At 69.2% G+C, this 23,257-nt stretch carries 17 protein-coding genes and 6 pseudogenes; 16 read left to right on the forward strand and 7 right to left on the reverse strand.

Annotation, left to right across the window (positions count from 1 at the left end):
- Positions 1 to 633 precede the first annotated feature (633 nt).
- The 9 genes and pseudogenes from ACFY0U_RS42030 to ACFY0U_RS42070 all read left to right on the forward strand — a co-directional run.
- Entirely contained in the window at positions 634 to 1,998 is a 1,365-nt protein-coding gene (locus ACFY0U_RS42030) for an amidohydrolase (RefSeq protein WP_388645309.1), read from the forward strand.
- The gene (locus tag ACFY0U_RS42035; protein WP_388645310.1) at positions 1,988 to 3,040 is read left to right on the forward strand and encodes a LacI family DNA-binding transcriptional regulator; all 1,053 of its coding nucleotides are present in this window, start codon (positions 1,988 to 1,990) and stop codon (positions 3,038 to 3,040) included. The genes ACFY0U_RS42030 and ACFY0U_RS42035 overlap by 11 nt, the downstream gene beginning before the upstream one ends.
- Before the next feature lie 78 nt (positions 3,041 to 3,118).
- Entirely contained in the window at positions 3,119 to 3,868 is a 750-nt protein-coding gene (locus ACFY0U_RS42040; protein ID WP_388645312.1) for a glutamine amidotransferase, read from the forward strand.
- A gap of 61 nt (positions 3,869 to 3,929) precedes the next feature.
- Entirely contained in the window at positions 3,930 to 4,598 is a 669-nt protein-coding gene (gene deoD / locus ACFY0U_RS42045; protein WP_388645314.1) for a purine-nucleoside phosphorylase, read from the forward strand.
- 119 nt (positions 4,599 to 4,717) lie between these two features.
- Positions 4,718 to 5,812, forward strand: coding sequence for a BMP family protein (locus ACFY0U_RS42050; protein ID WP_388645316.1), 1,095 nt, complete (start codon positions 4,718 to 4,720; stop codon positions 5,810 to 5,812).
- A 27-nt stretch (positions 5,813 to 5,839) separates the two neighbouring features.
- A complete protein-coding gene (locus ACFY0U_RS42055; RefSeq protein WP_388645318.1) occupies positions 5,840 to 7,426 on the forward strand; it encodes an ABC transporter ATP-binding protein in 1,587 nt (528 codons plus the stop codon).
- Positions 7,423 to 8,550 (forward strand): ABC transporter permease, encoded by a 1,128-nt coding sequence (locus ACFY0U_RS42060; protein ID WP_388645319.1) that lies wholly within the window; start codon positions 7,423 to 7,425, stop codon positions 8,548 to 8,550. The genes ACFY0U_RS42055 and ACFY0U_RS42060 overlap by 4 nt, the downstream gene beginning before the upstream one ends.
- Positions 8,547 to 9,482, forward strand: a complete 936-nt coding sequence (locus tag ACFY0U_RS42065) for an ABC transporter permease (protein ID WP_388645321.1) — start codon at positions 8,547 to 8,549, stop codon at positions 9,480 to 9,482. The genes ACFY0U_RS42060 and ACFY0U_RS42065 overlap by 4 nt, the downstream gene beginning before the upstream one ends.
- A 52-nt stretch (positions 9,483 to 9,534) precedes the next feature.
- Positions 9,535 to 10,090 (forward strand): annotated as a pseudogene (locus ACFY0U_RS42070) (transposase); the annotation flags it as partial.
- On the opposite strand, the pseudogene ACFY0U_RS42075 reads toward ACFY0U_RS42070, so the two are convergent.
- From ACFY0U_RS42075 to ACFY0U_RS42085, 3 genes and pseudogenes are all read right to left on the reverse strand, one after another.
- Positions 10,002 to 10,292, reverse strand: a pseudogene (locus ACFY0U_RS42075) (winged helix-turn-helix domain-containing protein); the annotation flags it as partial. The pseudogenes ACFY0U_RS42070 and ACFY0U_RS42075 sit on opposite strands and share 89 nt — an antisense overlap.
- Positions 10,293 to 10,445: 153 nt before the next feature.
- Positions 10,446 to 11,501 (reverse strand): annotated as a pseudogene (locus ACFY0U_RS42080) (response regulator transcription factor); the annotation flags it as partial.
- A gap of 163 nt (positions 11,502 to 11,664) precedes the next feature.
- A complete protein-coding gene (locus ACFY0U_RS42085; RefSeq protein WP_388645322.1) occupies positions 11,665 to 11,802 on the reverse strand; it encodes a hypothetical protein in 138 nt (45 codons plus the stop codon).
- Between the two features lie 827 nt (positions 11,803 to 12,629).
- Here ACFY0U_RS42085 and ACFY0U_RS42090 point away from each other — a divergent pair.
- Both ACFY0U_RS42090 and ACFY0U_RS42095 read left to right on the forward strand, forming a co-directional pair.
- Positions 12,630 to 13,097, forward strand: coding sequence for a hypothetical protein (locus tag ACFY0U_RS42090; RefSeq protein WP_388645323.1), 468 nt, complete (start codon positions 12,630 to 12,632; stop codon positions 13,095 to 13,097).
- 1,025 nt (positions 13,098 to 14,122) lie between these two features.
- A pseudogene (locus tag ACFY0U_RS42095) lies at positions 14,123 to 14,262 on the forward strand (transposase family protein); the annotation flags it as partial.
- Positions 14,263 to 14,800: 538 nt separating this feature from the next.
- Here the strand turns inward: ACFY0U_RS42095 and ACFY0U_RS42100 are convergent.
- Both ACFY0U_RS42100 and ACFY0U_RS42105 read right to left on the reverse strand, forming a co-directional pair.
- Complete coding sequence (locus ACFY0U_RS42100; protein WP_388645324.1) at positions 14,801 to 15,349, reverse strand: phosphatase PAP2 family protein; 549 nt, start codon at positions 15,347 to 15,349, stop codon at positions 14,801 to 14,803.
- A 122-nt stretch (positions 15,350 to 15,471) separates the two neighbouring features.
- Positions 15,472 to 16,530: a YihY/virulence factor BrkB family protein gene (locus ACFY0U_RS42105; protein ID WP_388645326.1), complete on the reverse strand. Its 1,059-nt coding sequence runs from the start codon at positions 16,528 to 16,530 to the stop codon at positions 15,472 to 15,474.
- A gap of 360 nt (positions 16,531 to 16,890) precedes the next feature.
- On the opposite strand from ACFY0U_RS42105, the gene ACFY0U_RS42110 reads away from it, so the two are divergent.
- Together ACFY0U_RS42110 and ACFY0U_RS42115 are read left to right on the forward strand one after the other, a co-directional pair.
- Complete coding sequence (locus ACFY0U_RS42110) at positions 16,891 to 17,067, forward strand: hypothetical protein (RefSeq protein ID WP_388645327.1); 177 nt, start codon at positions 16,891 to 16,893, stop codon at positions 17,065 to 17,067.
- A gap of 287 nt (positions 17,068 to 17,354) precedes the next feature.
- A complete protein-coding gene (locus tag ACFY0U_RS42115) occupies positions 17,355 to 17,738 on the forward strand; it encodes a VOC family protein (RefSeq protein ID WP_388645329.1) in 384 nt (127 codons plus the stop codon).
- Positions 17,739 to 17,882: 144 nt separating this feature from the next.
- Here the strand turns inward: ACFY0U_RS42115 and ACFY0U_RS42120 are convergent.
- Positions 17,883 to 18,314 (reverse strand): annotated as a pseudogene (locus ACFY0U_RS42120) (DUF6233 domain-containing protein); the annotation flags it as partial.
- Positions 18,315 to 18,550: 236 nt separating this feature from the next.
- On the opposite strand from ACFY0U_RS42120, the gene ACFY0U_RS42125 reads away from it, so the two are divergent.
- The 3 genes and pseudogenes from ACFY0U_RS42125 to ACFY0U_RS42135 form a co-directional block, all read left to right on the forward strand.
- Positions 18,551 to 20,572 carry a cell wall-binding repeat-containing protein gene (locus tag ACFY0U_RS42125; RefSeq protein ID WP_388645330.1) on the forward strand — a complete coding sequence of 674 codons (2,022 nt, stop codon included), beginning with the start codon at positions 18,551 to 18,553 and terminating at the stop codon, positions 20,570 to 20,572.
- Positions 20,573 to 20,666: 94 nt separating this feature from the next.
- On the forward strand, positions 20,667 to 21,131 hold the full coding sequence (locus tag ACFY0U_RS42130; RefSeq protein ID WP_388645332.1) for a hypothetical protein: 465 nt from the start codon (positions 20,667 to 20,669) through the stop codon (positions 21,129 to 21,131).
- Positions 21,115 to 21,290: pseudogene (locus ACFY0U_RS42135) on the forward strand (transposase); the annotation flags it as partial. The gene ACFY0U_RS42130 and the pseudogene ACFY0U_RS42135, both read left to right, overlap by 17 nt.
- Before the next feature lie 26 nt (positions 21,291 to 21,316).
- Here ACFY0U_RS42135 and ACFY0U_RS42140 read toward each other — a convergent pair.
- The gene (locus ACFY0U_RS42140) at positions 21,317 to 23,131 is read right to left on the reverse strand and encodes a family 43 glycosylhydrolase (protein WP_388645333.1); all 1,815 of its coding nucleotides are present in this window, start codon (positions 23,129 to 23,131) and stop codon (positions 21,317 to 21,319) included.
- Positions 23,132 to 23,257: the final 126 nt, after the last annotated feature.

Raw genomic sequence — 23,257 nt, forward strand, 5'->3', positions numbered from 1 at the left:
CGCGGTCAGGCCACCCCCATCGGGATACCGCATCACACAGAGATACACCCACCCACGAGATCACCGTCACCCTAGGCCGAAAACCTCAGTAGCTGGCGCTCGCGGCCGGTGAGCAGGTCCAGGGACCGCGGCGCCCGAGAATCCTCAGCCAACTCCGCGCGCACGTGAACGGCTTCCTGCTCAAGCCGCAGCGCCCCGCACGTACGGGCCACCGCCTCGGCCGCGTCCAGCCGGGCGACCGCGGTGTCCCAGCCGCGGGCCGCGTGGGCTGAGCGGCCCCGGTCACCAGACCAACACCTCCGCGCGCCGAAAGCCGTTCGCCGGACGTATGCGTCCTGGACGAGCAGTGCGAGCCGCTCGGCGTAGGTCTCTGCCCTCGGACATGACACCGCGAGCCGCGACGGCAACAGCACCGGCGGTGCCGGCGGCAGTCCGTCGCCGCCCGAGCCAATTGCCCCGGAACGCGCAGGGCTGACCTGTCGCGGGCGTCGGCGGGCTCGTCCTCGTCCTGGCGCCGGGTTTCTCGGCTGCCTTCCTGATCGGCATCGTCACCGCCGCACTGTGACAGAGGCGTCCGAAATGCCTGGTAAATGATAGTTGTGCAAAACGTTTTGCATGCCTAGTTTGTGCTCCATGAGCGCGAGAGCAGCCGCCCTGCCGGGTGGCCTTGTGGTGTCCGGGTGCGATGTGCTGCGCATTCCGGCGGAGGGCGAGTGCGAGATCCTCCGGTCGCACGACATCGTCGTGGCGGACGGCCGTATCCAGGAGGTACGGCCGACCGGCAGCCTGCATCCGAGCGACGCCGCCGAGGTGATCGACGGGCGCGGCCTGCTCGCGGTACCGGGCCTGGTCAACGCCCACACGCACAGCCCGATGGTGCTGATGCGGGGCGCCGCCGAGGACGTGACGGTGGAGGGCTGGTTCAACGACCGCGTCTGGCCGATGGAGAGCAACCTCACCCCCGACGACGTACACGCCGGCGCGCTGCTGGCCTGTGCCGAGATGATCCGCTCCGGTGTCACCACCTTCGCCGACCACTACTTCTTCCCCGAGCGGATCGCGGAGGCGGTCGCCGAGACCGGCCTGCGGGCCGACATCGCGCCCACCTACTTCAGCAGCCGCGGCCAGGCGGCCCTGGACGCCACCGTGCGGTTCGCGGAGACCTGGCACGGAGCTGCCGAGGGCCGGGTCACCGTCTCGCTCGGGCCGCACGCCCCGTACACCGTCGACGACACGGACCTGAAGGCCCTCGCCGGACACGCCCGCCGACTCGGACTACGTCTGCACATCCACGCCGCCGAACACCTGGAGCAGACCGAGTCCAGCCTCGCGCGGCGCGGCGCCACACCGATCCGGGTGCTGCACGAGACCGGGGTCCTGGAGGCGGGCGCCCTCATCGCCCACGGCTGCGGCATCGTCGAACAGGACCTGCCGCTGCTGGCCGAGCATGCCGATCGGACCGCCGTGGCCTGCTGTCCCAAGGTGTATCTCAAGCACGCGCTGTCCCCGCTCACCCCGGTCCGCGACCTGCTCGACGCCGGCGTCACGGTCGCGGTCGGCACCGACGGGGCCGCCGGACACAACACGCTGGACGTGTGGGAGGCGCTGCGGCTGCTGGCCCTGACCCAGAAGCAGGCGGTGCGGGACGCGACCTGGATGACGGTCTCCGACACCCTGCGCCTGGCGACACGCGGCGGGGCCCGTGCCCTCGGTCTGCAGGACCGGATCGGGGCGCTGGAGCCGGGCATGCGCGCCGACATCGTGCTCACAGATCTGTCGGGCTCGCACTGCCGTCCCCTGCACGACCCACGCGCCGCCCTCGTCTACAGCGCCCGCGCCAGCGACGTACGCACGGTCGTGGTCGACGGCCGGGTGCTGATGCGTGACGGACGCCTGCTGACCGTGGACGAGCCCGCACTGCTGGCGGAGGCCGATTCCCGGGTGGCGCGGATCCTCGACACCTCCCACGGAAGGGCGGTGCAGCACTATGACCCATGAGTCGTACGGGCAGCACAGATCCGACGACCGCCCGGCGGTGCGCAGGCCCGCCTCCATCAAGGACGTGGCCGCCGCCGCGGGGGTCAGCCCCACCACCGTCTCCCATGTCCTCAGCGGCAACCGGCCGGTCAACGAACAGACCGCCGCCCGCGTCCGCAGCGTCGTCAACCGGCTCGGCTACGTCCCGGCCTCGCTGGCCCGCAGCCTTCAGGCCGGCTCCACCTCCGTCATCGGCCTGCTGATCCCCGACATCAGCAACGCCTTCTTCGCCGAGCTGGCCAAGGGCGCCGAGGACGCCGCCCACGACCTGGGGTACGGGCTGATCCTGTGCAACACCGAGTTCGACGCGGAGCGCGAGGACCGCTACCTCGGCATGATCCGCAGCCGGTTCGTCGACGGCATGGTGTACGCCTCGGGATCCGCGCCCTCGCGCCGGCGGCTGGAGTCCCTGATGGGGAAGTTCCCCATCGCGCTCGCCGACGAGGAGGTCGACGGCCTCGAGCGTGCCCTCATCGCCACCGCCGACCATGAGGGGGGCGGGCGGCTGGTCGGTGAGCATCTGCGGGAGCTCGGTCACCGCCGGGTGCTGATGCTGACCGGTCCGCGCGGGCTGCGCAGCGGCGTCGCACGCGCCGCCGGCTTCGTGCGGGCCTTTGGTGGTCATGTCGTCGAACGCGTCGGCGACTTCAAGGAGGCTTCCGGCTACCGCCTGGTGGCCAAACTGCTCGAGGAGGGCGGCCTGGACTGCACGGCCGTCTTCGCGGCCAACGACCTCATGGCCTTCGGCGCTCTCACCGCCCTCACCGAGGCCGGACTTTCGGTCCCCGGGGACATCTCCGTGGTCGGCTTCGACGACATCCGGGCCGCCTCCCAGATCAGCCCGCCCCTGACCACCGTCCATCAGCCGGCCTACGACGTGGGCCGCACCGCCACCGCGCAGCTCCTCCAGTACGTCTCCCGGGGCGAGGTCCCGCCCGCCTCCCGTCACACCCTCCCCGTCACCCTCAAGGTGCGCGGCAGCACGGCGCCCGCCGCCCGCTGATCCCTCCCGCCCGTCCCGCAGGACGCGGTGTCGTACCACCCCTGTGCCCAAATCCCCCTTCTGAAAGGCGGTTTCACCATGCCCAGAGTCCTCGTCGTCGGCGAGTCCTGGTTCACGTACACGGTCCATCAGAAAGGCTTCGACGCCTTCCACACCGCGGAGTACACCGAGGGCGGCGGCGTCTTCCTCGAGGCGCTGCGCTCGCGCGGGCACGAGGTGACGTATGTCCCCGCGCACGAGATAGCCACCCGGGTCCCGGACTCCGCGGACGGCTTCGACGCGTACGACGTCGTGGTCATCAGCGACGTCGGCGCCAACAGCTTCCAGTTGCCGCCGCAGACCTTCGGACACTCCATCCCCTGCCCCGACCGTTCCGAGCTGGTCCGGGCCTTCGTGGAGCGGGGCGGCGGGGTGCTGATGATCGGCGGCTATCTGACCTTCAGCGGCATCGACGCCCGCGCACGCTGGGGGCGTACACCACTGGCCGACGCGCTGCCGGTGGTGATGGTCGACCGGGACGACCGGGTGGAGCTCCCGGCCGGGGCTGTGGCCGAAGTGGTGGCCGATCACGCTGTCGTACGAGGGCTGGAGCGGCTCTGGCCGGCGCTGCTCGGACTCAACGAGGTCACCGTACGGCCGGAGGCATCCTTGCTGGCCGAGTGCGCCGGACATCCGCTGCTCGTCGTCGGCGGGCACGGCGCAGGCCGTTCGGCGGCGTTCACCTCCGATGTCGCACCGCACTGGGCCCCGCCGCCGTTCCTTCAATGGGAGGGCTATGCCGAGCTGTGGGACCGGCTGGTGCGCTGGCTGGCCGGGGCGGAGCTGTGATGCCCGCGCACGGCACACCGCACATCGCCGCCGCGCCCGGCGACTTCGCCCCCTCGTGCTGATGCCGGGCGACCCGCGCCGAGCGCGCCGGATCGCCGAGACGTTCCTGGAGGGCGCCCGGCTCGTCACCGAGGTGCGCGGGATCCTCGGCTACACCGGCACCCACCGGGGCGAGCCCATGTCGGTCCTCGCCTCCGGCATGGGCATCCCGTCGGTGTCGATCTACGCGACCGAACTGCTGCGGCACTACGGGGTACGCAGGATCGTCCGGGTCGGTACGGCGGGAGCGATCCCGGCGTCGGTGGCGCTGCGGGACGTGGTGATCGCCTCCGCCGCGCACACCGACTCGCAGGTCGGCCGGCTGCCGGACAGCGGCGTCACCCTCTCCCTGACCCCGTCCCATCGGCTGCTGGGCGCTGCCGTCCGGGCCGCGGAACAGCAGCAGCCGGGCGGCGGGGGAGCGGTGCGCATCGGACCGGTGTTCAGCACCGACCACTTCTACCTGGACAGGCCCGCCGTCTTCGACACGCTGGAGCGCAGGGGCACCCTCGCTGTGGAGATGGAGGCCGCGGGGCTCTATGCCGTCGCCGCCGCCGAGGGCGGGGAGGCACTCGCCGTGCTGACCGCGAGCGACCACCTGCGCACCGGCGAGCAGCTCACCGCCGCCGAACGGGAGACGTGCTTCGCACGCGCCGTGCGCATCGCGGCCGACGCCCTGCTCGCCGACTGAATTTCGCGGTTCAGAAATCAAACCGAAACCGGGCACCGTAGCCAAAACGTTTTGCACTTCTTAGTGTTCAACGCAATCACTCCCCCCGAACCGGCTCACACATGATCAGGAGAAAGCAGATGAGGAATAGAAAGAGCGCCGCCGCGGCGCTGGTGGCGGGAATGCTCGTACTCGTCGCATGCGGTGGGGCGGACGGGGATTCCGGCTCGACGGGAGCCTCCGGCAAGCCCCGCGTCAAGCTGGTGATCAACGGCGGGCTGGGCGACAAGTCGTTCTTCGACTCCGCCCACGAGGGCCTGGAGCGCGCCGCGAAGGACCTCGGCTACGAGCTCAAGGTCGTGGAACTGGGCTCGGACCGCACCAAGTGGGAGCCGGGTTTCGAGGACGCGGCCGCGGCCGACGACTACGACATCCTCGCAGCCGGCACGTTCGACGTCACCGACTACATCGGCGATCTCGCCCCGCAGTATCCGGACAAGAAGTTCTGGGTCTTCGATGCGCCTGTCGACTACAGCGGCAAGAACGGCACCTGTTCCAACAAGTGCGAGAACGTGTACTCCGTGACCTTCAAGCAGAACGAGGGTGGATATCTCGCCGGATTCCTCGCCGAGAAGCTCATCGCCGCGAAATCCCTGAAGGGAGCCGAATCCCTGACGAAGGCCGGCGTCATGGGCGGTGTGAAGATCCCCCTCATCGAGGACTTCGTCGTCGGATTCAAGGCCGGATTCACGGCGGCCGGAGGCAAGGACTCAAACGTCCTCACGCAGTACGTCGGCGGCGACAAGCCCTTCGGCGACCCGGCCAAGGGCAAGGAGATCTCCAACGCCATGTACGGCCAGGGCGCCGCGCTGGTGTGGCCGGTCGCCGGGCTCTCCGGGCTCGGCACCTTCGAGTCCGCGGTCTCGGCGAAGCGCTACGCCTTCGGAGTCGATTCCGACCAGTACCAGACCCTCACCGACCCGGCGCAGAAGAACTCCGTCGTCACTTCCATCCTCAAGAACGTCGGCAACGCCCTGTACAAGGCGGCGCAGGACGACCAGAAGGGTTCCCTGAAGTACGGCGCCGTCGAGACCGTCGGCCTCGCCGAGGACGCCGTCGGTTACGTGAACGACGACCACTTCAAGGAGCTGGTGCCGGAGAAGATCCGTACCGAGCTGGAGGCGGCCGCCGACCAGGTGAAGTCCGGCTCCGTCAAGGTCCCCAGCGCCCTCTAGCCGCCCGAATTCGAAACGGTCCCGACGATGAACGAGTCATGGCACGCCGCAGGTCCGGCCGTCGCCGCCCGAGCGGTGACGAAGACCTACGGCAACGGGGTGCGCGCGGTCCGCGGCGTGGACCTGACGGTCCCACCCGGTGAGATCCGGGCGGTGGTCGGTGAGAACGGCGCGGGCAAGTCCACGCTGATGAAGATGTTCTACGGCCTGGAGCAGCCCTCGTCCGGCGAGATCCTGATCGGCGGACGGCCGCGCACCCTGCGCGGCCCGGCCGCCGCGATCGCGCTCGGCGTGGGCATGGTGCACCAGAACCTCATGCTGGTGCCCTCCTTCACCGTCGCCCAGAACGTCGTCCTCGGCGTCGAGCCCGGCCGCCGCGGCCTGGTGGACGCGAGGGCGGCGGTCGAGATCACCGCCCAACTCGCCGAGGAGGCCGGACTCGCCGTCGACCCCAAGGCGCGCATCGACGAGGTGTCCGTCGGAATGCGCCAGCGCACCGAGATCCTCAAGGCCCTGCACCGCCGGGCGAAGGTGCTGATCCTGGACGAGCCGACCGCCGTCCTGACCCCGCAGGAGACCGAGGACCTGTTCGCCGCCGTACGACGGCTGCGCGACGGCGGGATGACGGTGCTGTTCATCTCGCACAAGCTGCGCGAGGTACGGGAGATCAGCGACCAGGTGAGCGTGATGCGCGCCGGCTCCCTGGTGGGCACCGTCCCCACCGCCGACGCCACCGAGCGCTCCCTGGCCGCGATGATGGTCGGCCGCGACCTGTCCCTGGACGTCGACCGGGTCCCGGCCCGCCGGGGCGAAGTCACCCTGCGCGTACGGAGATTGGGATACGAGGCGCCCACGGGCCAGTCGCTGCACCGCCTCTCCTTCGACGTCGCGGCCGGGGAGATCGTCGGCGTGGCCGGCATCGAGGGCAACGGGCAGAGTGAACTCGCCGAGATCCTGGCCGGGTTGCGCAGCCCCACCTCCGGCACGATCCACGTCGGCGGAACCGACACCGCCGGACTCGGCGTCGCGGGCCACCGCAGGGCGGGCGTCGGCTACGTCCCGGAGGACCGGTTGCACAACGGCGCCGCTCTGGACGAGTCGATCGCCGACAACCTCGTCGTCGACCGCCACGACCGTCCACCCCTCGCCCGCCGCGGCGTCCTGCGTCCCAAGGCCGTGCGCGCCCACGCCGAGCGGCTCATCAGCCAGTACGCGATCCGCACCCCCGACCCGTCCGTGCCCCTGCGCGCACTGTCCGGCGGCAACATGCAGAAGGTCATCGTCGCCCGCGAACTCTCCGCCGGACCCCGGCTGTTGATCGCCTCCCAGGTCACCCGCGGGGTCGATATCGGCGCCATGCGCTTCATGTACGAGCGTCTCGTCGCCGCGCGGGACGACGGCGCCGCCGTCCTGCTCATCTCCGCCGACCTGACCGAACTGCTCGCGCTCTCCGACCGGTTGCTGGTCCTCAAGGACGGTCTGCTCGTCGGCCGGTTCGACGACACACGCGGCCTGACCGAGAAGCATGTCGGCCTCTACATGCTCGGCGTCGAACACCACGACGACAAGCACCTGACGGCAGGCCTCGCCGCCGGTGAGGAGCCCACCCCATGACCAGCACCCTCGTCGAGAGCGAGGACCGCCGGGAGTACCGGGCCACCCGGCGCCGCGGCCTGGCCGTCGACCTCAGCATGACCCTGGCCACCGTCCTGGCCGCCCTCGCCGTCGGCTTCCTCGTCATCCTCGCCACCGGCAAGGATCCGATCGCGGCGTACGAGGCCCTGCTCACCGGGCCCCTGGAACGCTCCTTCCGGGTCGGCCGCTGGCTGGAGGACGCCACCACCCTCACCCTGCTCGGCCTGTCCGTCGCCATCCCCTTCCGCGCCCGGCAGATCAGCCTGGGCGCCGAAAGCCAGCTGTACGCCGGTGCCTTGGCGGCCGCCGTCGTCGCGATCTTCCTCCCGCTGCCGCCGGTCGCCGCCGTGATCGTCCCGCTCGTCGCCGCGGCCGCGGCAGGTGCGGGCATGGGCTTCGTACCCGGATCCATGAAGGCGCGCCTGGGCGCCAACGAGATTGTGGCGACACTCATGCTCAACGCCATCGTCGTCCGCGTCTACGACTACCTGGTCAACGGCCCGCTGAAGGAGCCAGGCAGCAGCGCCGTGCACTCCGAGCGCCTCCAGCAGGACTCCGTACTCACCCCGCTGACCGACTGGTTCGGCATACCGCTCGGCCGGTCCAACGTCGGCCTCGTCCTGATGCTGTTCACCGCCGCCGCGCTGTGGCTGCTCATCACCCGCACCCCGCTCGGCTATCGCATCCGGATGACCGGCGCCAACTCCGACTTCGCCGAGTACGGCGGCATCCGGGTGCCCCGCGCCATCGAGTGGAGCTTCGTCATCGGCGGCGCCGTCGCGGGCCTCGCCGGAGCCCATCTCGTCCAGGGCGTCTACGGCCGCCTCGAACCCGGCATGGCCGGAAGCCTCGCCTTCGAGGGGATCGTGGTGGCCCTGCTGGCCAGGAACAACCCGCTGGTCGTCGTGATCGCCGGACTCTTCTACTCCTACCTGCGCGCCGGGGGAGACATTATGGAACAGCAGACCGACGTCGGCACCGAGATCGTCGTCGTCATCCAGGCGGTCATCGTGCTCCTGGTCACCGCACAGGCCCTGCCGGACCTGCTCAAGCGGCGGATCGCCCGTAAGCAGGCGGCACACAAGCAGGTGGACGCCCGATGAGTTCCGTACTCGACGTCGTCCTGAGCAGTGCCTTCCTGGCGGCCGCGCTGCGGGTCGCCACACCGTATCTGCTCGCCGCCTTCGGCGGACTGGTCGCCGAACGCGCCGGCATCAGCAACATCGCCCTGGAGGGCCAGATGCTGGCCGCCGCCTGCACGGGCGCGCTGGTCGCCGGCTACAGCCACTCCGTGGCCCTGGGAGCCCTCAGCGGGATCGCCGTGGCCACACTCCTCGGCCTGCTGCTCGCCGCGCTGCGCCTGGAACTCGGAGCCGACGCGATCATCGCGGGCATCGGCCTCAACCTCCTCGCCTCCGGTGCCAGCGCGTACGCCGTCTACACCCTCCTGGACGACAAGGGCGGCACCTCCGGCCTCGACAGCGGCACCCTGCCGACCGTCCCCCTGCCCGGCATCGAGAGCATCCCGGTACTCGGGGACGTGCTCAGCGGGCAGAACCTGATCACCTGGCTGGCCTTCCTGGCCGCCCCGTTCGTCGCCTGGCTGTTCTACCGCACGCACTTCGGCTTCCACCTGCGCGCGGTCGGGGAGATGCCGGACGCCGCAGCGTCGGTCGGCATCCCGGTGCGACGCGTCCAGTACGCCGGACTCGCCCTCAGCGGCGCGCTCGCCGGACTCGCCGGGGTCTTCCTCAGCATGGGCTATGTCTCCTTCTTCGTACGGGACATGACGGCCGGCCGCGGCTTCATCGCCCTGGCGGCGGTCTTTCTCGGCGGCCTGCGCCCCTGGGGCGTCTTCCTCGCCGCCCTCGGTTTCGGCGCGGCGGAGGCCCTGGCCGTACAGCTCGGCACGCTCGACGTGCCGCCCCAGCTGGTATCGACGATCCCGTACGCCATGACGCTCGTCGCCCTCGCGCTGTACGCATGGCGCCGCAAACGCCGGGGCGTGGGGCAGGCGGCTCCGGCCTCGCTCTGACACGCCTCCCGGCACACGTCGTAGGAGACCGGTGATCTGGTGGCTCGGGTGAGGACATCGTCGCCGAGGGGACCGTGAGGTGCTGGCCGCGACCATCTTCGTGGCCGCCTCGGGCTGCACCTGGAACCAACTGCCACCGGGCTTTGGACTGTCGGGAGTGACCGCCTTCCGCCGGTTCACCGAGTGGAGTAAGGCCTCCGGGTCCTCAAAGGGGACAGTTGACGGGACCGAATCGGACCGACCGTGGCAAGAAGGGTTCGAAAATCCACCTCATCGTGGACCGCAGTGGGCTGCCTCTGCCGGTCGGCATCTCGGCGGCGAACCTCCATGACAGCCAGGCCCTGATCCCGCTGGTCCGCGGTATCCCGCCCATCCGCTCACGCCGCGGCCCCCGGCGTCGGAAGCTCGGCAAACTGCACGGGGACAGGGGCTACGACTACCGACACCTGCGGCGTCGGCTGTCCTCCCGCGGCATCGACCCTCATATGCCACTGCCGACGCGCCAACTGACATGGCGTCTTACGCGGCGGGGGCGACGAAGCGGTAGCCGACGCCGCGTACGGTCTCGATCAGGGCCGGGTTGCGCAGTGTGGCGCGCAGGAACGCGATGTGCACTTCCAGGGTGCGTCCGGTCCCCTCCCAACTCGTGGGCCAGATCTCGCTGATGATCTGCTCCCGGGGGATGACCACGCCGGGACGCTGGGCCAGCAGGGCGAGCAGATCGAACTGCCTGCGGGTGAGCTCGATGTCCGAACCGTCCACGCTGACCTGCTGGGTGAGCAGGTCGATGTGCACGGGGCCCAGGCGCAGAACCGTCTCTTTGCTGGCGCTGTCCGGGGTGTGCGATTCCAGGATGCCGAGCACATTGCCCGCGTGCCCGTAGCCTGACCGGGACGAGGGAGAGTCGGGCGTGGCAGGGCTGCCCGCGGTTGATGGACCTGGTGTTCGGTAGAGGTAGCCGATGCCTCGGGCCGATACGATTGATGTGCTGCCGAGGGCGGTTGAGTCCAGTTTCCCGCGCAGGCGCGAGATGGTGAACTTGACCTTGTCGGTGTCCCGCCCGTTGGGGTCGTCCCAGGCTCGTGCGAGCAGTTTGCGAAAGGGCTGGACGACTCCCGTGTTGCGCACGAGCAGGTCGAGGACGCGGAACTCCGTGGGTGTCAGCTTCAGCGGCACGTCGGCCACGCTGGCCTCAAGGCTTTGGGAGTCGAGCCGTAGCAGGCCGTCGTCGTAGATGTTCTCCGCCCAATGCTCCGGTGATCTGCGGCGGTGCAGCACTCGCGCCATGCGGGCGAGGAGTTCCGCGGTCTCGTAGGGTTTGACGACGTAGTCGTCCGCCCCCAGGTTGAGTCCGTGCAGACGGGAGCGGCCATCGCTGCGTGCCGTCACGACGATGACGGGTACGTCACTGACGGCCCGAAGCCGGGTCAGGATCTCGTAGCCGTCTATGTCTGGGAGTCCGAGGTCCAGCAGTACCAGGTCGGGCCGTTGGGCATAGGCCGCGTGCAGGCCGGCAGATCCAGATCTCTCCTGGATGACGGCGTAGCGGTGCTGGACCAGGACCGCGGTCAGCGCCGCGGCGACGTGCGGATCATCTTCGATGAGGAGAATGCACGCCCGGCGGCCGACACCGGCTGGCGCCGGAGCGACCGCCATTGCCTCGTCGTCGGCCTTGCGCTCGTCCGCTTCGTGGGGCAGCGGGCGAACCTCAACTGAGGAGGCGGGCACCCCGCTGTTGATCAGGAACGACATGGTCATGTCGTAGCACTCGGCGCAGACTTGGCTTTCGGTGTCCTTCACCCTCACGGCATGCCGCGCGGTCCGGTCGCATCGGCGGCCGGCGATGTTCGTCGCGCACTGGCGCGAAGCGGCAGTATCAGCAGATTCCTTCTGTCGGTTACGGGACCGCCGAGCCGCCGATCTGCAGACGTCCGAGCAGTACTGGCGTGGCCGACCGGTGTCCGAAGCGGGTGGCAGCGGCTCACTGCACTCCCGGCACGCGCGGTCTGCCATCCCCATGACACGGCCTCCTCCTCGGATGGACCGCGAGCATGACACGAAACCCGTTTTCGTGACGCGCCATTAGGTGCAATTGGGAGAGCACCCCTTGGCTGGGGTCGGCGGTCCATGTTCTCCTGGATGTAGAGGGCCTGACCGCCTCTCGACGATCAGGCCCCTGGTTTCATGACCGCTCGTGCTTGCCGGCGTCGACGATCATGTCACCGACCGCGATGAGAGCCCTTGCCCATTGGGCAAGGGCCTCGTGCTGTTTCAGGGTCGCCACCGTGTCCACGACGAGCAGCACGGCTCGCAACCCCATCCACCACGAGCTCACATCCCGCGGATACCACCTCATGGGCGTTCCGGGACCGGCTGAGGGGGGTTCGTCGCCCTCCGCGGCCGTGCCAGGATCGTCCGGCTCTGAGGTTCGGCACATCGGTCACCTCCTCTCGACAGCGACCGCGACCATCGCGAGCTGTCGCGACGCGCACGCGGTGGATCCGCGAGTCGCCGGTTGATCGTGCGAGAGGAGCTGGAAGGTGTGTGGGCCCCCATTGCCTGAAGTGGTTCACTTACCGTCCCCCAGAACACGCCCACCGGCAATAACGCGCAATCAACGTAGCGCCAGGGCCAGTTGGAGAGAGCCGCAGTGCTCGCTCAACTGGAGGGCAGGAGCCGTGTCGGCTGGTTCGGGACGAGTAGGGGGCTCAACCCGCGGGCCCAGACGGCGAAGGCACAGACCGCATGGTAAGTGCGGGGGCTCTGAGTGAGGAGCCCGCCGAGACCTCCTGTGCCTCACCTGCCTCAAGATCACCAACGCGCCAAAGCCGGCATGCACCAAGCTGTACACGTGACCACGCTCGCGATTAGGCCGCGCCTGTCCGCTGCTGCGCCCTGCGCTCCTCCTCACCGCGTGGAACACGGTCTGAGACGGCTGCGGGGGAGCGGTGGGCATACCGAGTGGGTGGCTTGCGCCGCTAGCACAGTGTTCTGTTCTTTCATCGTGCGCAGCCGGTCAGCGCACGCAGCAATCCTGCGTCCGCGTGCGGTCGTCCCGGACTCGTAGAACGTCTCACAGCCACCGAATCATTGGCCGGGAACTAGGATCCTGGGTGATCTGTTGTGGGGTATGTCGAAGGGGCGCCCGTGGCCAAGCTCGTCCGGCAACAGCAGGTGGATGTCTTGGTGGGCTTCTACGCTTTCGGGCTGCAGGAGAGCGACGACGTCGATCTGCCGGTTCCCTTCCCTGACGATTTCGACTTCGATGCCTTTCTCAGCACGCATCCCGGGCGGCTGGACATCACCAGCGGCGGTCACACCCACACCGCCACGGTCAGTGTCGAAGTATGGGACGGGCCCCCGCCCGGGCAGGATCCGGCGGGCTGGGACGAGCAGGCCGAGGCCGACTTCGTTTCCACCAGCGGCGATGTCGCGGTGTGGTCGATGCATGTGGGCCGCAGCGACGATCTCATCACGCTGGCTGATGCGGGAGGATCCTGGCGGGTGCGGGTCAGCTGCGCGGGCCGTGCCGCTGCCGCGGCCCTGTCTGAGGGGGAGGGCACCGGACACGGCGTCGAGCGCTATCTGATCCAGTTCTGGCCGGCGCATTCGTGAGCGAACCGTGGTGGCGGGCCGAACCCTCGGTCCGCCACCACCGTGTGTGGGCGACCGGCCTTAGCCGACGATCTTCACGATGAAGCCGTCGTTGTATCCGTCGATCAAGCGGTTCTTGGCGTAGAAGCTTTTCAGATGAGGCCGCCGTTCCTGTTGTCGTCCTTCGGGATTGGTTTCGCGGAGAAGTTGAACTTCTTTGCTTCGTTGTCGTAGTCGTGCTCTGCGGCCCCTTCATAGGTGCTCGCGAAGGGTATTCGTCGCACTCCTTCGGCCCGTTGGCGGTGTAGTTGGCTCCCAAGTAGCGCTTGCACTGCTTGACCGCTGCTGCCCGGTTCTTCTCGTTACGGGCCGCGCTCACTGTCCGATGCAGCAGCGCTTCGGCCTCTTGGCCTGGCACGTTCTTCGCCGACATGTACGGCTTGGTGTCTTGCGGGACGAGGAACGCCTGCCTGATGTGTTGCGCTTCGGCACGTTCGTCGGCGCCCTCCTCGGCGTTCAAGGTGAGCGTGGGCACGTAGCTGAACGTGGCCGCGCCCTTGTTGTCCGGGTTGCCCGCGCTGGTGGAGTTGGCCAGGTACGTTGCGGTCTCCCAGCGCGGCGCGAGCATGAACAGCTTGCCGCCCTGGGCACCGCTCAGCGCCCACCCCGCGGGCGGGCCGTAGCTGATGCCGGCTCGTAGACCGCGGAAGAGCAGGTCTGTGGCACCCGCGCTGCCCTGCCCTGGGTTGGCGTGCATGGTCTCGTGGAAGGTGCGCAGCGCCTTCAGTTCCGTGAAGGTCTTCGTGCCCGGCTTGTTGCCGCCCCGGGTGCAGCGCGCTCCGGCCGGCCAGCTCTGCGGGATGTTGCCCTTGGTCGTGATGGGCATCGAGACCGCGCCGGTCGTGCCGGTGGTGACGAAGTCGGTAAGCAGTACTGGAAGTCGATCGTGCGGCTGTTCTCGGCGATCGTGTCGACCACCCGGACGTTGAACCCGCTCTCGCCGACCGGCTGATTGTTGCGCACCCAGGTCCGCAGGAACGGCGCCGCAACACCGCAAGCACGGAATGAACGTACAGGTCAGCGCGGCCCCGGACGGCACACCACTGTGGTTCTCACGCGCGGCACCGGGGCTTCCCATGACCTCACCGCGGCCCGCGCTCACGGCATCATCCAAGCTTGCCTCTCCGGCTCTGGTGGAAGGAGCTGTACGGGGGCTTCAAGGCCTTGAGCCATGGTCCGTCCGCTCCAAACGCCCGGCGGCGGACGTTGGACATGAACCGGCTGGCCGGGCCCCCGGGCGCACGTCCCTGATCCCTTGGCAGCGCCTGTGTCGGACGCGGAGGTACTTCTGCCGGTGCCAACTGCGGGCCGCAGCTGCAGCCTGGCATCGTAGGGCAGCCAGGCCTGCGCGCCGCGACTTGCTTCGGCGGGGACCGGCCCGTGCGATGGCCGCGTTGATTGGAAGGCCGCCCCTGCGACCATCGCCCAGGTGGTCGCAGCACCAGGCCGAGCGCCGACAGCGCGGGCAGGGGAAGCCCCATGGAAACCGCGAAAGAGCCTCCGGCGGAGAGGATGACCCCGGGCAGGGATGCTCCGGGGGTGTGGGTGAGGACGGCAGTGCCGGTGGCCACGATTGCTTCGGGCTCTGTCATGAGAGCCCGTCTGTCCTTCGTACCGGTCCGGCCGGCCCCCCGACTACCCCGGCAGCCTCGCATCACCGCACGTCACAGCACCCGTCGCCACGGCAGATGGGGCGCGGCCCGGACCAGGGCGGCCGCGATCAGCCCGATCAGTGCGCCTGCGGCCACGTCGGAGGGGTAATGCGCACCACTGTGTATCCGCTCCGCGGCCACCGCCGCGGCCGACACGCCGCAGGCGGCCCCGGCGGCCGGCCACACCGGCGCGACGGCGCCCGCGAAACCGAAGGCGGCGGCGGTGTGCCCGGAAGGGAAGGAGGAGCTGTCCGGGCGCTCATCGAGTTCCTCCTGGGGAACCCACTCCTCGGGCGGGCGGCGCCTGCGGTACAGGGGCTTGACGATCGCGTTCGACAGCACCTGCGCGGTCGTCATGGCGGCCACCCCCGCGGCGGCGGCCGTGCGGCCGCGCCAGCCGCCGAAGGCGGCCATTGCCGCGGCTGCGGCCCACCAGAGCTTGGTGCGCTCGGCCGCCTCCTGCACGGCGGGCGCTGCCCGTCTCACCCAGGGCGGCCCTGAGGCGATCGCCCGCCTGGCCAGCCGATGATCTCCTTCGTGCAGATCCGCCGTCGTCCCCATGATCAGCCGACTTCCCTTCCAGAGCCCTCGCACACCGGTGGTATGGATCGTCTTCGCCGTCACCGGGACCGGCGCGGCTCCCGGGGCGAAGCCCTGGACGGGCTCGCGCAGGTCCCGGCGCCTCAGTCGAGGCGGCGGTGGTCCTCCTCGTCCCATTTACGGGTGTCGCGCGGTTGCACGTACGGCTCCTGTGCGGCCGGGTGACCGCCGGCAACGGCGCGCTGGCGGTGCAGCTCGGCGTCGAATTCCAGACCGAGCAGGATCGCCAGGTTGGTGATCCACAGCCACACCAGAAAAATGATCACGCTGGCGAAGGTGCCGTAGGTCTTGTTGTAGGAGGCGAAGTTGGCCACGTACAGCGCGAACCCGGCCGAGGCGATCATCCAGATCAGCAGAGCCAGGAAGCTGCCCGGGGTGATCCAGCGAAAGCCACGCACCCGTACGTTCGGCGTTGCCCAGTACAGGATCGCGATCATGAATGTGACCAGGAGGATCAGCACCGGCCACTTCGCGATCGACCACACCGTCAGGAACGTGTCGCCGACTCCGAGCGCGGTGCCGACCTGGCGGGCCAGGCCGCCGGTGAACACCACGATCACCGCACTGATCACCGCCAGGACCATCAACACCACCGTCACGCCGACGCGCACGGGCAGCACCTTCCACACCGGGCGGCCCTCCGGGACGTCGTAGACGGCGTTCGCACTGCGGATGAACGCCGCCACATAGCCGGACGCCGACCACACCGCGAGCACCAGACCCACGATCGCCATGATCGAACCGATCCCGGCGTTGCCCTGCATCTGCTTGACCGCGCTGCTGAGGACGTCTCGCGCCGCGCCCGGGGCGAGCTTTTGGATGTTGTCCAGCACCTGCTGCGTCGCCGACTGCCCGACGATCCCCAGCAGCGAGACCAGCGCCAAAAGCGCCGGGAACAGCGCCAGGATCCCGTAGTAGGTCAGGGCCGCCGCCCGGTCGGTCAGCTCATCCTTCTTGAACTCCTTCACGGTGCCCTTCAGCACCGCCCTCCAGGAGTGCTTGGGCAGATCCGTCGGAGTGTCCGGCGCCCGCCGCTCCACCTGCTCATCCGGCCCGGCCTCAGGCTCACGCGCGGCCTCGGCCTCCTGGCCCGCCACCGTGTGCCCGCCGTGCCTTCCATGCCGCTTCACAGTCCGCACCATTGCGTACGGGTAGCCGGGTACGCATACCTCACACGCACACTCGTGACAAAACACAACATTCTAGGGTGTTGCACGACAAAGGCCGTGACGGAGAGCTGGCGCCGCCAGCAGCGATCCGGGCAAGCCGGGGCAGACCGGGGCGGGCTGGCGCCGCTGCCGCTCGCACCTTCTCCTGGCTGCGCAGGAGGAGGTCTCTGAGCCCGCTGGACACGATCACGCGGACGGGGGACAGCGGCAGGTGGCGGTGTGCAGCCGTGGCCGGTTTGTTGGTCGGGCCGGCCACGGCCGTGGTTGTACCCCGGACCACGGGCGCGACCACGGTCGTACGCACGTCGTCGGCTACCCCGACCACGCATCACCGTGATCATCAGGTTCGGCTTCCAGGTGCAGCTGGAAAGGCTCACCATCACCAACGGTGCTGGCGGCTTCGGCGGCGGCATCCTCAACCAAGGCGGCACAGTGACACTGACCCGCTCCCCAGTGCGCAACAACCGTCCGGACAACTGCGCTGGCACTCCTGTCCCCGGCTGCAGCTGATCCCCGCCCCAAAGCGGGGACCCCGTCCCCCCGCTGGTCTCCTAGTTCGGAGAAGAGACGAGCCCGAACGAGATCGCCCCGCTCCAGATGCTCGCGGGCACGGCGTACCTCCCTGCCCCGGGCACCTCCAGCCTAGGAGCGGGCACGCCGCTCGGCACGAGGGCGGGTGCCCCGCTGCGCGGCGGCTAGGGCGGGTGTCGAAAGTGCTTCCAGGTGTACGAGTTGGATGCGCAAGGACGAGCGCAACTCGGTGGCGTCTGGAGTGGAAGTCAGGAAGGCTCGCGCGCATGGTCTCGGTATTGCAGAACGTGGCGATTGACTGTGCGGATGCCTACGAGCTGGCCCGGTTCTGGAGCAGGGTGACCGGCCGTCCGCTGCATCCGGAGGACAAACCGGGTGATCCGGAGGCTCAGGTATTGCTGGCGGAGGGCCCGGTGCTGCACTTCAACCAGGTGCCCGAGTCCAAGACGATCAAGAACCGGCTCCATCTGTGTTTGCGCCCAGAGACCTCGCGTGAGCAGGAGGTGGAACGGCTGCTGAGCCTCGGCGCCACCTTCGTCACCGATCACCGGAATCCCGATGGCTCCGGCTGGGCGGTCCTCGCTGATCCCGAAGGCAACGAGTTCTGCGTTCTGCGCAGCGAGTCCGACCGAGCCGCCATGACTGCCTGACGCTTCTGCAGCCGTCCTGGCCGGTTTCGGATGAGTGCTGGGCACAGCCACTCGTTGTTGGCCGCGACGAGGACGGTCGCCACCCGACCGGGTGGCCGGGGCGTGTGGTCAGGCGCGGGTGCTGGGGTAGCGGACGCTCGGGCCCTACTTGTCCCGGACGGGTGCCATGCATCGCTGGCACAGGGGGGGAGCCGCCGCTGCCGTAGCGGTGGGTCTTGCGCTGGCAGCCGGCGAACTGGCCGACACGGTCGCCGGAGCAGAGCAGCGCGGACGGGTCCGGCTCGGAGACCGGCGGCGGGGGAGGGAGAGGCATGAGTGAGGGGGCCTGCTCCGGGTGATGGGGTGAATCACCGGGAACGCAGCATAACGAGCAGGTGGTACGGGTGTTCGATCAGCGCGCCGCGGGGAGGGGGGTGAAGCCGGGCGGGCGGATAAGTCGAGGATGTTCAGGCGGACATCGGGCTGGCAGTGGCTGCAGCCGGGCAGGCTGGCCGTGAGGAGGCTGCGGGCTTCGTCGCGGTCGACGGGACGGTGGCGCTCGCCGGTCATGTGGCAGTCGCCGGCGTGGACCTGGACGGGCGGGTGGCCGTCTCATGGGCAGCGTCAGCCGAACCCGATGAGCGAGGTGGCGACGCACACCGTCAGCCAGGTTCCGGCCGCTTGATCACCGACCGGCAAAGCCGGGAGCCCCTGCCTTCACAGCGCTTGTGACCTGCGGCTATCCTTTCGCCGCTGTCGTGCGGACGAACGTGAAGCCGTCCATTCGCCTTGGGGGAGGGGATCGGCAGCCATCCATTCGCCATGGGGGCACATTGAACCTGCGTACGCGCCGCAGATCCGCGGCGCTCACCACCGCCGCCGCACTCGCGGCGGGCCTCATCGCCGCGCTTCCCGGGCCGGCCGACGCCGTTCCCGGCAACTGGCCGGCCACCGACGGCAAGCTGCTCTACACGGACGTCGGCGATCAGATGGCGTTCGTCCGTCCCGACGGGTCATCGTGGTCCCAGTTCCACCCGACCGGACACCAGGGCGCCTGGTCCGCCGATGGCAGCCAGATCGCCTTCGTGAACCCTCACGACGACCATCTCCGCACGGCGTGGGCGGACTCCGAGGACACCGGTGTCGACATCGCCATGCCGTCGGGCAGCGGCTGGCATCCTGCCGATCCGACCTTCTGGTACGGCGGCGGCGACGTCGTCTTCACGGCCGGCGGCCGGCTGCGGTTGACCGCAGCCGACGGCACCCGCACACCGAAGGCCCTGTTCGGTACCGATGTCGACGGCTGCGACTCCGAGCCAAGCGGCGCGGTGAACGGCATGCTGGCCTTCGTGCGCACCGGCACGAGCTGCGGGACCGCGGGCGCCCCTGCCGTCTGGGTCTACAACGGCCGCTCCGGGGCGTTGACCAAGCTGGCCGACGACGCCAAGGACCCGAGTATCTCCCCGGATGGCCGGTCAGTGGCCTTCACCCGGTCGGTCGATGGGCACAGGCAACTGTTCAAGGTCAGCGCCGACGGCACCGGGCTCACCCAGCTCACCACGGACGCCGTTGACCATCATCGGCCCGCCTGGTCGCCGCAGGGCAACCGGATCGCGTACGACGTCTACATCTCGGGCGACCCCGACGTCGCTGACGGACCCCAGGTGCGCATCCACGACCTCGGCACGGGCACGCAGACGCGGGTACCCCAGGGCACCGGCACCGACGTGGCCTGGCAGCCGCTGAGGAACAACGCGATCTCCCGGGTCTACGGCTCCGACACCTACGACACCAACATCGCGTCGTCCAAGTGGACCTGGAACACGGTCGGCGCCGGCGCGGCCAGCCTGCCGAACGCGAACGCGGCCGTGCTCATCAGCAAGTCCGACGCGGCCTACGCCACCACCGCGACATCGCTGGCCGGCAAGAAGCGGGGGCCGGTGCTGATGACCTCCGGGACGGTCCTGGACTCCTCGGTGCAGACAGAGCTCAAGCGCATGCTGCCCAAGGGCAAGACGGTGTACCTGGTCGGCGGCACCAGGATCCTCAGCAGCGCGGTGGCGTCCAAGGTGACCTCGCTCGGGTACGTGGCCAAGCGGCTGTCCGACGTCTCGCGCTACTCGACCTCGGTGGCCGTGGCCAAGGCCATCACCAGCACACCGAAGTACGTCTTCCTGGCAACCGGCACCGAATACCACAACGCCCTCGCGGCGAGTTCCGCTGCCGGTTCGATGGGCTCAGCCGGTACCGCGACCGTCCTGCTGACCGAGGGTGGGACCATGACCGCGTCGGTCTACGGGTACCTCAACAAGTACAGTCCCGCCACGACGAAGATCATCACAGTGGGGACCGACACCGAGTCGGCGCTGACCAAGGCGTACAAGGCCGGGAAGATGCCGAACTGGCCCGGCTCGTTCAGCTACTACCGGGTCACCGGCGCCACGCCGCAGTCGAACGCCATGCTTCTCGCCGACATGTGGTGGTCGCTGCCGTCGAACGCCGCCGTCGCCTCCGCGGGGAGCTGGCGGGGCGGTGTCTCCGCGTCCTCGGCGATGACCACCCACGGTCCGCTGCTGTGGACCGACGTCACCGCACTGCCGTCCGACACCAAGCGGTACCTGATGCGCATGTCGTCGAGCATGTACCACGTGGCCGTCTTCGGCGGCTCGGGATCGGTCGACGGCTCCGTCATCCCCAAGATCGGCGCGGCCATCGGCGTGGGCACCCACTACGTGTACACGCCGTACTACAAGGGCGTGGCACCGCAGATCCCGACCACGCAACCACTGCCCGGCGCCATCGGGTCCACGCCGAGCCCGGACCTCGCGCCCCTGCGGGTGGCGACAACGCGGTAGCCCGCACGGCCGGCAGGGCCCCGACCGGTCAGCCGCTCGGGGCCTTCAGCGCAGCCGCATGTCCGATACTGACCGTTGACCGAAGGGTGCGGGCATGCCGGTGGTGAGGCGTCAAGAACTTGAGCCGTATGTCGAGTTCTACGCCCTGTGGGCCGAGGACGCCGATGAAGACGAGCCCGGAGAGAGCCCTGAGCCCGCTGAGGCTGAACTCCTCGAAGTGCGTGAGCGGCGTCTGTGCTTCAGGAGCGGCGGTCACACACATCATGCGTCCTTCACCGCGGAGGTGTGGGACCAGGAGCCGCCGGCGGACGAGCGGGAGATCTGGGAGTCGAGCGCGGATACCCAGTGGTATTGCCGCTCCGGGGAGATGGCGCTGTGGTCGTATGGCGGTCCGAGCGAGCCGGTCGTGGAACTGGGGAGGCCAGACACACTGTGGCGGGTGCGCGCTTACGTGAGCGGGCAGGAGCGAGTACGCGAGCTCGCCCAGCAGGAGGTGCCCGCCGGGGTGGAACGGGTCCTGGTCCAGTTCTGGCCGGTGTGCCGTGGTGGGGATCGTTGAGCGGCTGGTGCCAGACGAGTTGTGGGAGCTGTTCCAGCGAGTGGTAGCGGAGGCGCCGGTACGACCTCAGGGTGGTGGCCGTCGTCGGCATGGTGACCGGGAGGTGCTGGCCGCGATTGTGTTCGTGGCACGTCTGGTTGCACGTGGCAACAGTTGCCGTCGGCGTCGTTCGGGAACTCGCTCTCTCAACGCTGCATTTCGGCCTCTTGCTCATCCAGTTCGGCGTTGCGCGCCGCGGGCACGGGCACACCGGAGGTGACGCCGGCTTCGCCGAACGCGTCTACGGCAACCCAGTACTCCGCGCCCGAGTTCAGCGAGCGCAGGTCGAGTTGGGTGCGCTCGTACACCAGCCAGCTGTGGTACAGCTTCTGCGGGTCACGTCCGTAGCGGACGTTGTAGCCGATCGCTCCGGGGGCGGCGTCCCAGTCGATCCTGGCCGTGCGGTCGTCCACGCGGGCGGCCCGGGCACGCACGGAGGGCGGAGCCTCGCCCTCGCCTGTCCCGAAGACACGGATCCCGCTGACGGCGAAGGTGCCGTCGAACGGCATCCGGCCGCTGGTCACCCTGACGAATCGGGTCTCCTGTGGCGCGTCGAGGACGATGAAGGCGTGCGGAGCGTCGGTGTCCGTGTCGCGGGAGTCCCGGACGACGGTCCACTCCCTGCCGTCCTTCGACAACTCGACCAGGATCTCCGCCGGCTGATGGCCCGGAAAGACGCCCCGCCAGGAATGGCCCAGGTCCACTCCGTCCCGAGCGTGAGGGGCGGCGTCGGCCAGTTCATGGTCCGCCAGGTTGATCTGCACGGCGTGGACGGTCTTGTCCGTGCCGAGGTCGACGGTCAGGGATTCGCCCGGTTCGCGGCCTGCGGCCGCCCACCACGTGCGGACGTTCTCGTCAACGGCCGACGCGGGGTCGTGTCCGGTGGCCGAAGACGACGCGACTACGTTCGCCTTGTAGGAGAGCAGCATCCAGGCGGGGGGTGTCCACGGGTCGAACGGGCCGTCCGGGACCGTCATCGGGTAGTCGGCGAAGTTCTGGTTGCAGAACAGCACTCCGTCGTCGTCGAAGCCCGCGGGGAAGATTCCGACGCGGCGCTCGAACACGTCGTTCACCGAGATCCGCATCGTCGCCGCGTGCCACCAGTTTCCGTGCAGGTCCTGGAACGTGCTGCCGTGTCCCGCCCCGGTGATGAACCCGCCCGGCTTCGACGAGAACGGGCTGTCGAGGGAGTAGGTGAAGGGTCCCAGGGGCGCCGGGGCTGTGTAGTACCCGTCGGCGTAGGTGTTCAGCTGTGTGCCGGGTGCCGAGTACTGGAGGTAGTAGGTGCCGTCGCGCTCGGTCATCCAGGCGCCCTCGATGTAGGGGTCGGTGCCCATGGCCATCGCGGCGAGCCGCTCCCGCTCGGTCTTCGGCGGTACGACGACGTGGTCCTCGCCCAACTGCTCCCAGCCGTGGGCCAGGACGTCGGAGCTGATCAGCGGCGACGGCTCACCGACCGGACCGAACGTGTCCGAGAGACGGACTCCCTGGATCGGGGTCCTGCTGTCACAACCCCAGTAGAGGTACACGGAGTTGTCGGTGTCCTGGAACAGGTTCGGGTCCCAGAAGGGGAAGGTGCCCGGGGTGACCTCGACGAAGTCGTCGGACAGAGGGTCGACGCTCCGGAAGAAGGGGCAGTTGTCCTCCTTCCGGGACGCGCTGACATACAGGGCGCCGTTCACCTCGCGGACGTCCGGCGCGTAGTCGAGGGCCGGCAGCTTGGCCGTCGCGCGGTACTTCCACCGTACGAGGTCGGTCGAGTGCCAGAAGCCCGCCGACATCGAGACGAACATGTAGTAGCGGTCCCGGTACAGCACGATCGACGGATCGGCCGCCTCCCGGTGCACGCTCCGGTGCGGTTCAGCGATCTTCATGCCTCTGACCGTGCCGGTGAACCGGATGTCCTGGTAGCGGTAGGCAAGGTCGAGCGGGTTGCAGAAGATACGTTCGGTCGACGACAACGGACTTCCTTCCAAAGGGGGTTGTGCGTCTCAGCTATCGGCGGACGACGGCCTGCGGCCCACCAGTCCCAGCCGGCGGCTCCGCAGTCGCTGTGGAGCGGGGCTTCAGCATGAGGAGACCTTTCT

It is taken from the genome of Streptomyces sp. NPDC001536 (assembly GCF_042894505.1).
Classification (GTDB): Bacteria; Actinomycetota; Actinomycetes; order Streptomycetales; family Streptomycetaceae; genus Streptomyces.